Origin of the sequence: Krasilnikovia sp. MM14-A1004 (assembly GCF_047159485.1) — a bacterium.
Lineage (GTDB): Bacteria > Actinomycetota > Actinomycetes > Mycobacteriales > Micromonosporaceae > Actinoplanes.
This window is the reverse complement of sequence record NZ_AP038773.1, coordinates 301,650-314,957: the sequence shown is the minus strand read 5'-3', so window position 1 is coordinate 314,957 and position 13,308 is coordinate 301,650. Positions and strand designations below refer to the sequence as shown.

Below are 13,308 nucleotides of genomic sequence, written 5' to 3'. Positions count from 1 at the left end.
CGTCACGCAATATCCACCGTAGTCGTCGCCCGCATCAACGTCCCCTGCTCAGTGGCAGAATCCCCCTGATCCGCAGGCCCGTGACCGGCGGGCGTACCGTCTGCTCGTGAGCGCCGACACCACCACCGACACCGGCCTGCCGATCCGGATGCTGCACGACCGCGTCCTCGTACGCCTCGACGGCGGCGAGGGCGAGCGCCGCTCGACCGCCGGCATCGTCATCCCCGCGACCGCGTCGATGGGCCGCCGCCTGTCGTGGGCCGTCGCCATGGGTGTCGGGCCGAACGTGCGCTCCATCGTCGTCGGCGACCGGGTCCTGTTCGACCCCGACGACCGCTCCGAGGTCGAGCTGCACGGCAAGACGTACACGTTGTTGCGGGAGCGGGACGTGCACGCCGTGGCCGCCAGCCGGGTGGAATCCGACGGCACGGGCCTCTACCTCTGACCGCCGGGCGCGGGTTCGCGGCGGCTGCACCTGCGAACCGGCCACGGCGCTGATCTTCGAACCGGTCACGCCACCGCCATACCCGGGCGGCCGGCCCGATACTCGTATCCAGCCGTTACTGGTGTCCAGCCGCTACCCGTGTCCAGCCGCTACTCGTGCGCCGTGCCGTCCGCGTCCGTCGTCGATGACGGCTCGGCCGTGGGCGCGGCGGGCTGGCCGCCATGCGCGTCTCCACCGGCGTGGGGCGTCGCGGTCGGATCCGGGGCGTGCGGCACGGGACCGACCGTCGGGTCGGCAGAGTGCGGATGCGCGTACCCGCCGGAGTGGGCCGGTGGCGCCGACGGCGGTGCCGGTGTGTGGCCGGGCCAGGGCTGCGCCCCCCAGCCGGGCGGGTTGGCGTGGCTCGGGTGTGGACTGTGGGCCGGTTCGGCGGCCGGCGGTGGGCCGGCGCCCGGTTGCGCGTCGTACGCCGGTGGTGCGCCATAGCTCGGCGTGGCACCGTATCCGGGCTGCGCGCCGACCCCGTAGCCGGGCGAAACACTCCCCGGCTGGCCGCCATAGCCGGGCGGAACACTCCCCGGCTGGCCGCCATAGCCGGGCGGAACACTCCCCGGCTGGCCGCCGTGGCTGGGCGGGACACTGACCGGCTGGCCGCCGTAGCCCGGCTGGGCTCCCACCGGCGGGTAACCGCCTGGCTGGACACCGTAGGCCCGGGTCGGCGGGTACGCCGGGGTGGAGGGGAAGCTCGGCGGGGGCGGGTAAGCCGGAGCGGGTGGGTATCCCGGGGCGGCGCCATGGCCGCCGCTCGCCGGGGCGGCGCCATAGCCGCCGCTTGCCGGGGTAGCGCCATAGCCGCCGCTTGCCGGGGTGGCGCCATAGCCGCTGGTTCCCGGCGCGCCGTAGCCCGGAGGAGGCGCGTAACTTGCCGGGGGCGGCGGATAACCGCCCGGGGGTGGGTAACCACCGGGGGCGGCGTAGCCGGCGGAGGCGCCGTAGGCGGCGGGTGAGCCGTAACCGGCGGAAGGGCTGAACCCGGCCGGAGGGCCGTAGGCGGCGGGCGAGCCGTAGCTCACCGGAGCGGGGGCGGGGTAGCCCGACGCGGGGTGGCCCGGGGCGGCGTACCCCGGGGGCGCCGCCGCGTATCCGGGCGCGCCCCATCCGGCACCGACCGGCACGGGCGGCGCGAGACGGACCGGCACGGGCACGACCGGCTCGTCGGGCGCGGGGACCGCCCGCGTCACGCCGTCCGGGAACGCGATCTGGTAGCCGTCACCGTTCCAGAAGGCCTGCGGTGCCTGCGGGTCGCGCCCCACGAACGCCGACCGGTACGCGGTGATCGCCGTGAGCAGGCTGCGCTCCTCGTCGGCGGCCTGCCGCATGTCCTCCGGCTTGCGATCCAGGCCGCGCTGCATCCCGTCGCGGAGCAGGGCGAGCCGGGTGGCCGCGAACTGGAACTCGCGCATCGCCTTGAACCCGGCGATCCCGGCGACCCGGCGCGCCCAGCGGCGGGCGGAGTGGCGCCGGCCCAGGCTGCCGAGCGCGGCCATCTCCGGCGGCGAGAACCAACCGGTACGCACGTAGTACGGCAGGACGCGTTCGCTGAGCCGCCCCTCCCAGCCGCGCAGGGCGACCGCGACGCCGACCATGGCGAAGAACAGCGGCACCATGAAGCCGATGTAGCCGTACAGCATGATGAGCGGCTGGCCGGTGGCCACCGACAGCGTCGGCAGCAGGTTGAACGTGCCGTGCAGCATCATCGCCAGCAGCAGCCCGGCGATCGGCGCGAGCCAGCGCACCCGGCGGTCCGGCGAGCGCGCGGAGATGCCCAGCCCGATGCCGGTCATCGAGGTGAACAGCGGGTGGGCGAAGCCGGTGAACACGATCCGCACGATGAAGATGAGGAAGACGTTCTGGATGCCGGTGGCCGGACCGTACTGGTCGGCGCCGGCGGCGTAGCCGTGGCCGCCCAGGTAGAGCACGTTCTCCACCATCGCGAAGCCGATCGCGGAGATGCCACAGTAGACGATGCCGTCGGTGATGCCGGACCACTCGCGGCGCCGCTTCCAGAGCAGCAGGATCGGGCCGAGGGCCTTCATCGACTCCTCGATGAACGGCGCCACCAGCACCGCGACCAGCGCGTCCGGCAGCCCCACGTGCTCGAACAGCGAGGCCACGGTGGTGTTGACCAGCAGCGCCACGGCGGTCGCCACGGCCGCGCCCCAGGCGAAGCAGAAGACGAGATAGCGGGTCGGCTCGGGCTCGTACCGGTCGAGCCAGAGGAAGCAGCCCACAAGGACGGGCACCGGCAGGATCGCGGCCACCAGACCGATGACCAGCCCGGCGATGCCGAAGTTGTAGCCCAGGAAGATCAGCATGGCGATGGCGCACACCGCGATCAGGCCGATCACGGCGCCCAGCGGCAGCCACCTGCGCCAGCCGCGCCGGTGCGGCAGCTCCGGCGGCACGCCGTCCGGTCCCGCCCAGACCGCACCGGGTACCAGCACCGCGGTGCCCGGAGCGGCCGGAACCGGCCCGGGTACCGCGCCGACGGTCGGCTGCGCACCCAGTGTGGGAGCCGCACCCAGGCTCGGCACCGCGCCGACGCTCGGCGAATCCGCACCAGGAGGGATGCCGGGCCCGGAGACCGGAGCGGGAGCCGTGCCTTCTGGAGTCGTGCCATCGGGTGCCGTGCCCGAGCCCGGCGGCGACCAGCCGACAGGGGTCTGGCCGGCCGGAGAGGGGGCAGGCTGGTCGGGCGACCCGCCCGGTGCAACGTCGGCCATGCCGTCAGCCTAGCCATCCGGGCGTCCCCGGACCGCCCCAGCCAGCCCCGGCCGGGGGCGGGAGGGGTCAGGACGCGCGCCGGCGCCCCTTTCCGCGTCCACCGCGCGAGCGCCCGTGCCACCCGGCCGCGCGGCGCACCAGCCGCGGGGCCTCCCCGTACTCGACGCCGGTGGCCCGGAGCAGGTCGGTGACCGTGGTGCGGATCTGCGCCACGATGACCCCGCCGGAGAAGCCGACCTCCTCCCCGTACGCCCTGCCCGACTCGGCCGCGGCGCGCAGCGCCCGCTCCCGGGCGGCCACCGGTTCCTCCCCTTTGGCCCAGTCCTGCTGGAGCAGCTCCACCGCCTGCGCCAGCAGCTCGATCGAGGCGGGCAGCACGGCTGGCACGGGCTCGTCGTCGTCCAGCGCGGTGAGCACCCGCCGGATCAGCACGCGCACGTTGCGCAACGCGTACGTCACCTGGTCGGCGCCGTCGACGTACAGGGCGAGGGCGCCGCGCACGCGCCACCGCGCGGGGGCGAAGGCCACGTTCTCGCGGGCCGCCTTGGCGGCGGCGGCGTAATCGGCGAAGGTGGTTTCGGCCGCGCGCAGTTCGTCCAGAACGGCGAGAATCCGGTCCTCGTCGCGCTCCGCCAGACCCTGCGCGACAGTACGCAGGCCGTCCCCGAGCGAGCGCAGCGCGGGCTCGGCGGCGTGCCGGACGATGGTCAGCGGGTTCAGCGGCAGCAGCACGGTCATCACGGCCAGGCCGACCGCCCCGCCGACCAGCGCGTCGACGAACCGCGTCCAGGGCACGCCCGTCGTGGAGGTCAGGGTCGCGACCAGCACGGCCGAGGACGCCGACTGTACGACCAACGGCGGTCCCCCGCCGACCGCCGTGGCCACCACGATGGCCAGGGTGACCACGAGGCCGATCTGCCACGGGCCGGTGCCGATGAGCAAGATGATCGCGTCGCCGACGCCGATGCCGATCGCGACGCCGACGACCAGCTCGGCGGTACGCCGTACCCGTTGCCCGACCGAGGAGGCCAGCGTGATGACCGCGGCGATCGGGGCGAAGAACGGGTTGGTCCGCCCGATGACGTCGTGCGCCAGGTACCAGGCGAGCCCGGCCGCGACGCCCGCCTGAACGGCCAGGAAGAAGCCCTGGCGGACCCGCGACCAGCCGCCCTGCACACCCGTCCGGGACCGGTCGCCCACCTGCGCGAGCGCGGCCGCCAGCCCGCGCTGAGCCTCGTCACTCACGCGACGCCACCCGCCGGCGGCACACCGGATCGGGACCGACCCACCCCGCATCGGGTCACGCCCCCGACCCTACGGGCCGACGTGCCAGGATGTCGCCGTGATGGATCTAGTGCACCGGTGGCGGGCGGCGGTCCGGGGTGCGGGGGCGAGCGCACCGGAGGCGGACCTGGACGCGGCGGGCGGCTACCTGCTGGGCCGCTGGTCCGAGCCGCAGCGGCAGTACCACGACGTGACGCACCTGTGCGCCGTACTCGAAGTGATCGACCGGTATGCGGACCTGGCGCCCGCCCCGGACCGGGTGCGGGTCGCGGCGTGGCTGCACGACGCGGTCTACGACCCGCGGGCGCTGGGCGACGCGAACGAGCGCGACAGCGCGGAGTTCGCCGCCGGGCTGCTCACCACGCTGGGCGCCCCGGCCGAGGTCGCCGCGGAGGTGTCCCGGCTGGTCGGGCTGACGGCCGGGCACGCGACCGACGCCGACGACCCGGACGGCGAGCTGCTCTGCGACGCCGACCTGTCCATCCTTGCGGCCGACGCGGACCGGTACGCGGCGTACACGGCGGCGATCCGCCGGGAGTACGCGCACGTCCCCGACGACGCGTTCCGGGCGGGTCGTGCCCGGGTCCTCACCGCGCTGCTGGAGCTGCCGCGGATCTACCGCCTCGCGCCGCTGCACGCCGCGTGGGAGTCGTCGGCCCGCACCAACCTGGAGCGCGAACTGGCCACGCTGGCCACCGGCTAAACGGTGTGTTTGGGGCGGCGCAGGCCCGCCGCGCGCAGCCGGGCGGCCAGTTCGCGCGGCGCGACCACTGTCGCCCCCAGCCACATCGCGGCCGGGAAGCGGGCCGCCGGTATGTCGTAGTGGTCGCGGTCGAACCCGCGCCGCGGCACCCCGAGCATCTCGGCGAACGCGTGCAGTTCCGCGTACGAGACGTCGCTGACCAGGTGGGACCAGAGCCGTCCCCGGCCCGGCCAGCGTGGCTCGTCGACGAGGATCAAAGGTCCACTTCGAGCAGGTCGGCGAGGCCGCCACGGTCCGCGGCGATGCCCCGGACGTCCGGCACCCCGATGCGGGCGGCGTCGGCGGTCAGGTCGTCGGGCATGGTCTGCGACTGCCGTTCCGCCTGCACCCGCGCCAGGTAGTGCTCGACCTCGCGGGCCCGCACGGCCGGGCTCCAGCCGAGCGCCTCCCCCATGATCTCGGCGGCGTGTTCGGCGGACTCGGTGCCGCGGTGCGCGGTCTCGATGGAGATCCGGCTACGCCGGGTCAGCACGTCGTCCAGGTGCAGCGCCCCCTCGGCCAGGGCCGCGTACGCGATCTCGGCGGCCAGGTACTCCGGGGCGCCGCGCAACGGGCCGGCCAGGGTGGGCTCGGCGGCCATCATGGCCAGCAGGTGCGTGGTCAGGGTGCCGTACCGCTCCAGCAGGTGTTCCACCACTCCGGCGGTGACGCCGTGGCGGCGGGCGAGGTCCTGCCGGTCGCGCCAGGCCGCCGCGTACCCGTCGGCGCCGAGCAGCGGGAGCTGATCGGTACGCGAGGGCCGCACCTCCCCGCCGAGGCGGCGCGCCGCCCGGTCGATGACGTCGGCGGCCATCACCCGGTACGTCGTGTACTTGCCACCCGCCACGAGCAGCAGGCCCAGCATCGGCTCGACCACGGCGTGCTCGCGGGAGAGCTTCGAGGTGGAGTCCGCCTCGCCGGACAGCAGCGGGCGCAGACCGGCGTACACGCCCTCGATGTCGTCCGTGGTCAGCGGCCGGTCCAGCACGGTGTTGACCTGGTCCAGCAGGTAGCGGATGTCGCGGGCGGAGGCGGCCGGGTGGGCCCGGTCCAGCTCCCAGTCGGTGTCCGTGGTGCCGATGATCCAGTGCCCGCCCCACGGGATGACGAACAGCACCGAGGTCGTGGTGCGCAGGATCAGCCCGGCCTCGCCGGTGATCGCCGAGCGGGGCACCACGAGGTGCACGCCCTTGGACGCGCGCACCCGCATGCCCGGCCGGACCCCGACGTCGCGGAGCATCTGGGACATGTCGTCGCTCCACACCCCGGTGGCGGCGACGACAGTACGGGCGCGGACCTCGAAGTCGGGGGCGTCCGGCGCCTCCAGGTCCCGGACCCGTACGCCGACCACCTCGCGGGCCTGCCGGACGAAGCCGACCACCCGGGCGCTGGTGACCACGGCCGCACCGAGGCTGGCCGCCGTACGGGCCAGGTTGACCACGAGGCGGGCGTCGTCGACCTGCCCGTCGTAGTACCGGATCGCGCCGGTCACCGCGTCCGCGCGCAGGCTGGGGAACAGTCCGCGGGCCCCGTCGCGGGTCAGGTGCCGGTGCAGCGGCATCCCCCGCCCGGTGCCGAACACCCCGGCGAACGCGTCGTACGCGGCCACCCCGGCCCCGTAGTAGGCCCGGTTCCAGGCCCGCGCGGGCGGGTTGGTGGTCAGCAGCGGCACCAGGATCGGCACGGGGCGCACCAGGTGCGGCGCGATGCGGCTGGTGAGCAGGCCACGCTCGGTGAGCGCCTCGTGCACCAGGTGCAGCTCCAGCTGTTCCAGGTAGCGCAGGCCGCCGTGGATCAGCTTGCTGGACCGGCTGGAGGTGCCGGCCGCCAGGTCGCGGGCCTCGACCAGGGCCACGCTCAGGCCACGGGAGGCGGCGTCCAGGGCGGCGCCGGCGCCGGTGACGCCGCCGCCGATCACGAGGACGTCGAACTGCTCGTCGCGCAGTCGGCGCAGGTCGGCGATGCGGCGGATCGGCGAGAGCCGGCCGGCCGAGTACCGGGAGACGGAGGGATCACGCACCCGTATGAGGGTAGCGCCCCCGAGTGTCACACCGGCGAGGGAAACGTGGCGCTCAGGGGTGAGATGGTGGGCGCAGACGCGGAGAGGCGGGCCGCCGGAGCGGCCCGCCTCTGCGTTTGGTGCGAATGGGGTGGACTCAGAAGTCCATGTCCCCGCCGCCCGGAGCGCCGGCCGGGGCGGCCGCCTTCTCGGGCTTGTCCGCCACGACCGCCTCGGTCGTGAGGAACAGGGCGGCGATCGACGCGGCGTTCTGCAGCGCCGAGCGGGTGACCTTGGCCGGGTCGATGATGCCCGCGGCCAGCAGGTCGACGTACTCGCCGTTGGCGGCGTTCAGGCCGTGACCGGCCTCCAGGTTGCGCACCTTCTCGACCACGACGCCGCCCTCGAGGCCGGCGTTGACGGCGATCTGACGCAGCGGGGCGTCGAGCGCGACCTTGACGATGTTCGCGCCGGTGGCCTCGTCGCCGGCCAGGTCCAGCTTGTCGAACGCGGTCTTGCCGGCCTGCACCAGCGCCACGCCACCGCCGGGCACGATGCCCTCCTCGACGGCCGCCTTCGCGTTGCGCACGGCGTCCTCGATGCGGTGCTTGCGCTCCTTCAGCTCGACCTCGGTGGCCGCGCCGACCTTGATGACCGCAACACCGCCGGCCAGCTTGGCCAGGCGCTCCTGCAGCTTCTCGCGGTCGTAGTCGGAGTCCGACTTCTCGATCTCGGCGCGGATCTGGTTGACCCGGCCCTGGATCTGCTCGGCGTTGCCGGCACCGTCGACGATGGTGGTCTCGTCCTTGGTGATGACGACCTTGCGGGCCTGGCCCACCAGGCTCAGGTCGGCGGCGTCGAGCTTGAGGCCGACCTCCTCGCTGATGACCGTGCCGCCGGTGAGGATCGCGATGTCCTCCAGCATGGCCTTGCGGCGGTCGCCGAAGCCCGGGGCCTTGACGGCGACGGACTTGAAGGTGCCGCGCACCTTGTTGACGACCAGGGTGGCCAGGGCCTCGCCCTCGACGTCCTCGGCGATGATGACCAGCGGCTTGCCGGACTGCATGACCTTCTCGAGGACGGGCAGCAGGTCCTTGACCGCGGAGATCTTGCTGTTCGCGATGAGGATGTACGGGTCGTCGAAGACGGCCTCCATCCGCTCGGCGTCGGTCATGAAGTACGCCGAGATGTAGCCCTTGTCGAAGCGCATACCCTCGGTGAGCTCCAGCTCCAGGCCGAAGGTGTTGCTCTCCTCGACGGTGATGACGCCTTCCTTGCCGACCTTGTCCATGGCCTCGGCGATGATCTCGCCGACCGTGGAGTCGCCGGCGGAGATGGAGGCGGTGGAGGCGATCTGCTCCTTGGTCTCCACGTCCTTGGCGATCTGCGACAGCGCCTCGGAGACGCTCGCGACGGCGGCCTCGATGCCCCGCTTCAGGGCCATCGGGTTCGCGCCGGCCGCGACGTTACGCAGGCCCTCGCGGACCAGCGCCTGGGCGAGGACGGTCGCCGTCGTCGTGCCGTCGCCGGCCACGTCGTCGGTCTTCTTGGCGACCTCCTTGACCAGCTCGGCGCCGATCTTCTCGTAGGAGTCCTCGAGCTCGATCTCCTTGGCGATCGACACACCATCGTTGGTGATGGTGGGCGCGCCCCACTTCTTCTCGAGCACGACGTTGCGGCCCTTGGGGCCGAGCGTCACCTTGACGGCGTCGGCGAGCTGGTTCATGCCCCGCTCGAGGCCGCGACGAGCTTCCTCGTCGAATGCGATGATCTTGGCCATACGGCGTTGTCCTCCTGGACACTCGCGGTGCCGGGCCTCGTCGGCCCCGCTTTCCGCACGTTGAGGATCTCTTCGGACGTCGCCACCTGGCGATGCGACGTCCGCAGGACGGGCCGGATAGCCCGCGACGACCGGCCTCGTGCCGCGGCGCCGATGGCGACGCCGTGACCGTGACCCCACCGTCCCGACCTGTTGGCACTCGCGTGGCGCGAGTGCCAATGACCTGTTTAGCACTCAGAGGTGGCGAGTGCAAGGACACCCGGCCGCCCCGCACGCCCCTGCGACGAGGCGTTGATCACGCACGGTGAGCAGCTGCGGGACGTCCGCCGACGGGCAGCCAGCGAATCATCCCGCCGTTCGTCGGCCCGTGCCGACCGAACGGCGGAATCCCCGATCGGGCCACGACCCCGGATCACCCAACGTGATCACGGCACGGTCGGAATCCGGCATCCGGCTTGCCCAGCTGACCCGCGACCGGTAGGCAGACAGCATGACCGGCACACTCGCCCGGCCCCGTACGCACACCGTCCACCGGGTCACCGCCGACGCCGCCGCGCGGACCCGCGCGCTGCGGCTGGAGATGCTGGCCGACAGTCCCCTGGCGTTCCTGGAGACGGTGGCGCAGGCCGCCGCCCGCCCGCATGCCGACTACCGGCGCCGGATCGCCGAGGCGGCCAGCGGGGATCAGCTCGCCCAGTTCGTGGCGGATCCCGGCGGCGGCCCGCTGATCGGCCACGCCGGCGGCACGGTGCTGCCGGACGAGCCCGGCGCGACCGTGGTGTTCGCCGTCTACATCACCCCCGCGCACCGCGGGACCGGCGTGCTGGACGAGCTCGTCGAGGCGGTGGCGGACTGGTCGCGCGCCGCCGGGCGCCCGGAGCTGATGCTGGAGGTCGTGGTCGGCAACGACCGGGCGGTCCGGGCGTACGAGCGGCTCGGCTTCGCCGACACGGGCGTCCGGGTGGCGCACCCGGTCATCCCGGCCCTGACCGAGCTGCAGATGCGCCGCCGCGCCTGATGCCCCGCGCCTGGCCCGTCGCGCGCACGATGGTGACCGCGGTCAACGGCACCACCGTGGCGGGGCTCCTGGTGGCACTGGTGAGCCGCGCGCGGGTGCGCCGCGGCCGCGACGGGGTGCTCATCGCGGAGGGCTGGCGGTACCGGATGCCGCCGGCCACCTGCTTCACCGTCGGTTCCGTGATCGTCACCCGACGCACTGCACAGTGGCTGCTGGACGACGCGCGGGCCGCGCTGTTCGCCCACGAGAGCCGCCACGCGAGCCAGTACGCCGTGCTCGGCCCGCTGTTCTGGCCCGCGTACTGGCTCGCCTGCGGCTGGTCGTACGCGCTGACCGGCTCGCACGGCGCCCGCAACCCGTTCGAGCGGCATGCCGGTCTGGCCGCGGGCGGCTACCGGGAACTGCCCCTGCGCCCCTGGGCGGCGCGCCTGTTCACAGCGTCTGCTGCCACTGGGTCTCCACACCCACCGGCCGGAACCCCATCAGCCGATTGACGTCGAGCATGTGCTCGTTCGCGGACGCGTTGACGGTGTCGATCGCGGACAGCTCGGGCCGGTGGGCGCGCAGGTAGCGGAGGTTCTCCAGCTTCACCACCAGGCCGAGCCGGTGGCCGCGGTGCTCCGGGTCGACGATCGTGATCTGCTGCCAGGCGTGCCACGGGGCCTCCGCCGTGCTGGTCAGCGTGGTCCAGGCGACCAGCCGCCCGGACGCGGCGTGCACCGCGCCGGTGTGGAACGCGGTGAGCCCGCGCGCCTGCCGGGCCCGCTCGTTGGCGCGTACCCGGTCCGCGTCGACCTTCTCGGCCTCCAGGGCCAGCTCCCCCCGGGGCGCGTCCAGGTTCAGCCGGCTGTCCAGGTAGGCGATGTCGTCGACCAGTTCGTCGGGCGGTACGCCGATCCACTGCGCCAGCCGGTACCCGTCGGCGTGCCCCCACGCCCCGGTGCGCAACGCTTCGAGCGCGTCGGGGTCGGCCCGGCCGACGTCGAGGCGGCTGCGGGTCTCGCGCAGCGCCGCCACCGCGCCCATCGCGGCAGCGAACGCATCCCCGTGCCGTCGGATGTCGAACGTCCCGCCCGTGAGGTGCTTGCGGCCCGCCGCCCGCGCCCGTTCGACCGCGACTGCGTGCAGTGCGCGGCCGATACCCTGGCGCCGTTGATCGGGCGCGACGACCAGGTCGATATGCGCATTGTCCAGATTGTCGTATTGGGGAAGGTTCAGCAGAGCGAAGCCGACCACGACGCCATCCCGGGTCGCGACGAAGCGCTCAAGTCTGGTGCTGGGCAAGGGATGGCGCAGTGCGTTGTCGAACAGCGACCACGCCAGGGGCGGAATGTCTGGGACGTCCCACTCGGCGGCGGCGCGATGCACCGCGTATGCCGATGCGATTCCGTCGTCGGTCAGCGGTTCGATACGCATCCCGACAGGGTGAACGCACACTCCGTCCGGCGCGAACGAATATCGCCGGAGAAGATTTGCGCAGAGGAGATTTGGTCGGGAGGACGCGCGCACAGCGCCTCCGGCACTGGGTCGTTGGGCCCCTCGGAGATTGTCGCCAAGCTCGAAGGTGGGACCTCGTACGGCGTCGCGTCCTCCCGCGTAGAGCATCCTGCCGAGCCTGCGATCGGACCGCAAGTCCTCCCCGGAAGGAAATACCCGCGGCCGGTCGGATACCCGACTACACGCTGGTCAGCCCAGCAGGCCGGAGTCGCGCGCCGCACGCAGCGACGGCTTGATCCGGTGCGTGGGCCCCACCTGGTCGGCGACCGCGTCCAGCGTCTTGAGGCCCTCACCGGTGTTGAACACGACCGTCTCGGCCTCCGGGTCCAGCCGCCCGCTGGCCACCAGCTTGCGCAGCACCGCGACCGTGACCCCGCCCGCGGTCTCCGCGAAGACCCCGGTCGTGCGGGCCAGCAACTCGATCGCGTCGCGGATCTCGTCGTCGTCCGCGTAGTCCATCCAGCCGCCCGTGCGGGTCACCGCCTCGATCGCGTACGCCCCCGCGGCCGGGTCACCAATGTTGAGCGACTTGGCGATGCCGGTCGGCTTCACCGGGACGATCGTGTCCGACCCGTTGTGCAGGGCCGTCGCGATCGGGTTGCAGCCCGCGGACTGCGCACCGAACACCTTCCAGCCGCCCGCCGGAGCCTCCACCAGCCCGATCTCGACCAGCTCGGTGAACGCCTTGTCCACTTTGGTCAGCAGCTCCCCGCTGGCCATCGGGATGACCACCTGGGCCGGGATCCGCCAGCCGAGCTGCTCGGCCACCTCGTACCCGAGGGTCTTGGAACCCTCGGCGTAGTAGGGCCGCACGTTGACGTTGACGAACGCGGTGTCCTCGAACTCGTCCGTCTCGACCAGCTCGCTGCACAGCCGGTTCACGTCGTCGTACGAGCCGTCGATGGCGACGAGCTGGCCGCCGTACACGGCGGTGGTGACGACCTTGCCCTGCTCCAGGTCGCCGGGGATGAACACGACAGACGGCGAACCGGCGCGGGCGGCGTGCGCGGCCACGCTGTTGGCCAGGTTGCCCGTGGAGGCGCAGGCGTAGCGGGTGAAGCCGAGCCCACGGGCGGCCGTCAGCGCCACCGACACCACCCGGTCCTTGAACGAGTGCGTCGGGTTGGCCGAGTCGTCCTTCACCCACAGCGGGGCGCGCAACCCGATCGCGGCGGCCAGGGCGGGCGCGCTGACCAGCGGGGTCAGCCCCGGATCGAGGGTGACCCGCTCGGCCGGGTCCTGCCCGGCGGGCAGCAGGGCGGCGTAGCGCCAGATGTTCTGCGGGCCCGCCTCGATCTGCGCGCGGGTCACCCGGGCCAGCGCGGCCGGATCGTAGGCGATCTCCAGGGGGCCGAAACACTCGTAACAGGCATGCTGCGCGGCGAGGGGGAATTCCGTCCCACAGCCGCGGCAGACCAGGGCGCGGGCGGGGCTGGTCGCAGGGCTGGTCAGAGCGGGGGTGGCGTCGACGGTCGACGTCATGGCGAGGCCTTCCTCTCATCTTTCCCCGACGCGACGCGCGGGGACGGAATTAGCACCTGCCGCACGTCTGGCCTCGTCATCGAGTCGAGCGCGGTGGTTGCCGGGGCGTCATCGGGCCGTTCCCTCAGCCCCTCTGGATGAGGTATGCAGTTGTGCCGCTCAGCTTACGGGGCGTCAGGGTGTTCATCACCCTGTGATCCCGATCTGTGAGCGCCCTCTCCGTTCGATCAAGATCTTTTTGGTCCCGGGTTCGTCGGGCGTCGGACCGCTGCTCCCG

10 protein-coding genes, 1 pseudogene and 1 riboswitch are annotated in these 13,308 nt (G+C 73.2%); of the genes and pseudogenes, 4 read left to right on the top strand and 7 right to left on the bottom strand.

Going from position 1 to position 13,308, the window contains the following annotated elements; genetic code table 11:
* Window positions 1-148 precede the first annotated feature (148 nt).
* The gene (locus ACMCNN_RS01470) at window positions 149-445 is read left to right on the top strand and encodes a GroES family chaperonin (protein WP_412747014.1); all 297 of its coding nucleotides are present in this window, start codon (window positions 149-151) and stop codon (window positions 443-445) included.
* An 881-nt stretch (window positions 446-1,326) separates the two neighbouring features.
* Here the strand turns inward: ACMCNN_RS01470 and ACMCNN_RS01465 are convergent.
* Together ACMCNN_RS01465 and ACMCNN_RS01460 are read right to left on the bottom strand one after the other, a co-directional pair.
* Window positions 1,327-3,228, bottom strand: a pseudogene (locus ACMCNN_RS01465) (PrsW family glutamic-type intramembrane protease); the annotation flags it as partial.
* Window positions 3,229-3,295: 67 nt separating this feature from the next.
* The gene (locus tag ACMCNN_RS01460; RefSeq protein ID WP_412744369.1) at window positions 3,296-4,474 is read right to left on the bottom strand and encodes an FUSC family protein; all 1,179 of its coding nucleotides are present in this window, start codon (window positions 4,472-4,474) and stop codon (window positions 3,296-3,298) included.
* Between the two features lie 100 nt (window positions 4,475-4,574).
* On the opposite strand from ACMCNN_RS01460, the gene ACMCNN_RS01455 reads away from it, so the two are divergent.
* On the top strand, window positions 4,575-5,216 hold the full coding sequence (locus ACMCNN_RS01455; RefSeq protein WP_412747013.1) for a metal-dependent phosphohydrolase: 642 nt from the start codon (window positions 4,575-4,577) through the stop codon (window positions 5,214-5,216).
* Here ACMCNN_RS01455 and ACMCNN_RS01450 read toward each other — a convergent pair.
* From ACMCNN_RS01450 to groL, 3 genes are all read right to left on the bottom strand, one after another.
* A complete protein-coding gene (locus ACMCNN_RS01450; protein ID WP_412744368.1) occupies window positions 5,213-5,473 on the bottom strand; it encodes a DUF4031 domain-containing protein in 261 nt (86 codons plus the stop codon). The genes ACMCNN_RS01455 and ACMCNN_RS01450 overlap by 4 nt on opposite strands.
* Entirely contained in the window at window positions 5,470-7,275 is a 1,806-nt protein-coding gene (locus ACMCNN_RS01445; RefSeq protein WP_412744367.1) for a glycerol-3-phosphate dehydrogenase/oxidase, read from the bottom strand. The genes ACMCNN_RS01450 and ACMCNN_RS01445 overlap by 4 nt, the downstream gene beginning before the upstream one ends.
* Before the next feature lie 136 nt (window positions 7,276-7,411).
* The gene (gene groL, locus ACMCNN_RS01440) at window positions 7,412-9,034 is read right to left on the bottom strand and encodes a chaperonin GroEL (RefSeq protein WP_412744366.1); all 1,623 of its coding nucleotides are present in this window, start codon (window positions 9,032-9,034) and stop codon (window positions 7,412-7,414) included.
* Window positions 9,035-9,524: 490 nt separating this feature from the next.
* Between groL and ACMCNN_RS01435 the strand changes: the two genes are divergently transcribed.
* Window positions 9,525-10,052 (top strand): GNAT family N-acetyltransferase, encoded by a 528-nt coding sequence (locus tag ACMCNN_RS01435; RefSeq protein ID WP_412744365.1) that lies wholly within the window; start codon window positions 9,525-9,527, stop codon window positions 10,050-10,052.
* Entirely contained in the window at window positions 10,052-10,546 is a 495-nt protein-coding gene (locus ACMCNN_RS01430; RefSeq protein WP_412744364.1) for a hypothetical protein, read from the top strand. The genes ACMCNN_RS01435 and ACMCNN_RS01430 overlap by 1 nt, the downstream gene beginning before the upstream one ends.
* Here ACMCNN_RS01430 and ACMCNN_RS01425 read toward each other — a convergent pair.
* Both ACMCNN_RS01425 and thrC read right to left on the bottom strand, forming a co-directional pair.
* Entirely contained in the window at window positions 10,485-11,468 is a 984-nt protein-coding gene (locus tag ACMCNN_RS01425; RefSeq protein ID WP_412744363.1) for a GNAT family N-acetyltransferase, read from the bottom strand. The genes ACMCNN_RS01430 and ACMCNN_RS01425 overlap by 62 nt on opposite strands.
* Before the next feature lie 270 nt (window positions 11,469-11,738).
* Window positions 11,739-13,031, bottom strand: coding sequence for a threonine synthase (thrC, locus tag ACMCNN_RS01420; protein ID WP_412744362.1), 1,293 nt, complete (start codon window positions 13,029-13,031; stop codon window positions 11,739-11,741).
* Window positions 13,032-13,043: 12 nt separating this feature from the next.
* A riboswitch (SAM riboswitch) is annotated at window positions 13,044-13,175 on the bottom strand.
* Window positions 13,176-13,308: the final 133 nt, after the last annotated feature.

Bases quoted from the DNA above. Each gene is read 5' to 3' on its own strand.
- groL (WP_412744366.1), bottom strand. From the start codon at position 9,034: ATGGCCAAGATCATCGCATTCGACGAGGAAGCTCGTCGCGGCCTCGAG.
- ACMCNN_RS01455 (WP_412747013.1), top strand. From the start codon at position 4,575: ATGGATCTAGTGCACCGGTGGCGGGCGGCGGTCCGGGGTGCGGGGGCG.
- ACMCNN_RS01425 (WP_412744363.1), bottom strand. From the start codon at position 11,468: ATGCGTATCGAACCGCTGACCGACGACGGAATCGCATCGGCATACGCG.
- ACMCNN_RS01470 (WP_412747014.1), top strand. From the start codon at position 149: ATGCTGCACGACCGCGTCCTCGTACGCCTCGACGGCGGCGAGGGCGAG.
- ACMCNN_RS01430 (WP_412744364.1), top strand. From the start codon at position 10,052: ATGCCCCGCGCCTGGCCCGTCGCGCGCACGATGGTGACCGCGGTCAAC.
- ACMCNN_RS01435 (WP_412744365.1), top strand. From the start codon at position 9,525: ATGACCGGCACACTCGCCCGGCCCCGTACGCACACCGTCCACCGGGTC.
- thrC (WP_412744362.1), bottom strand. From the start codon at position 13,031: ATGACGTCGACCGTCGACGCCACCCCCGCTCTGACCAGCCCTGCGACC.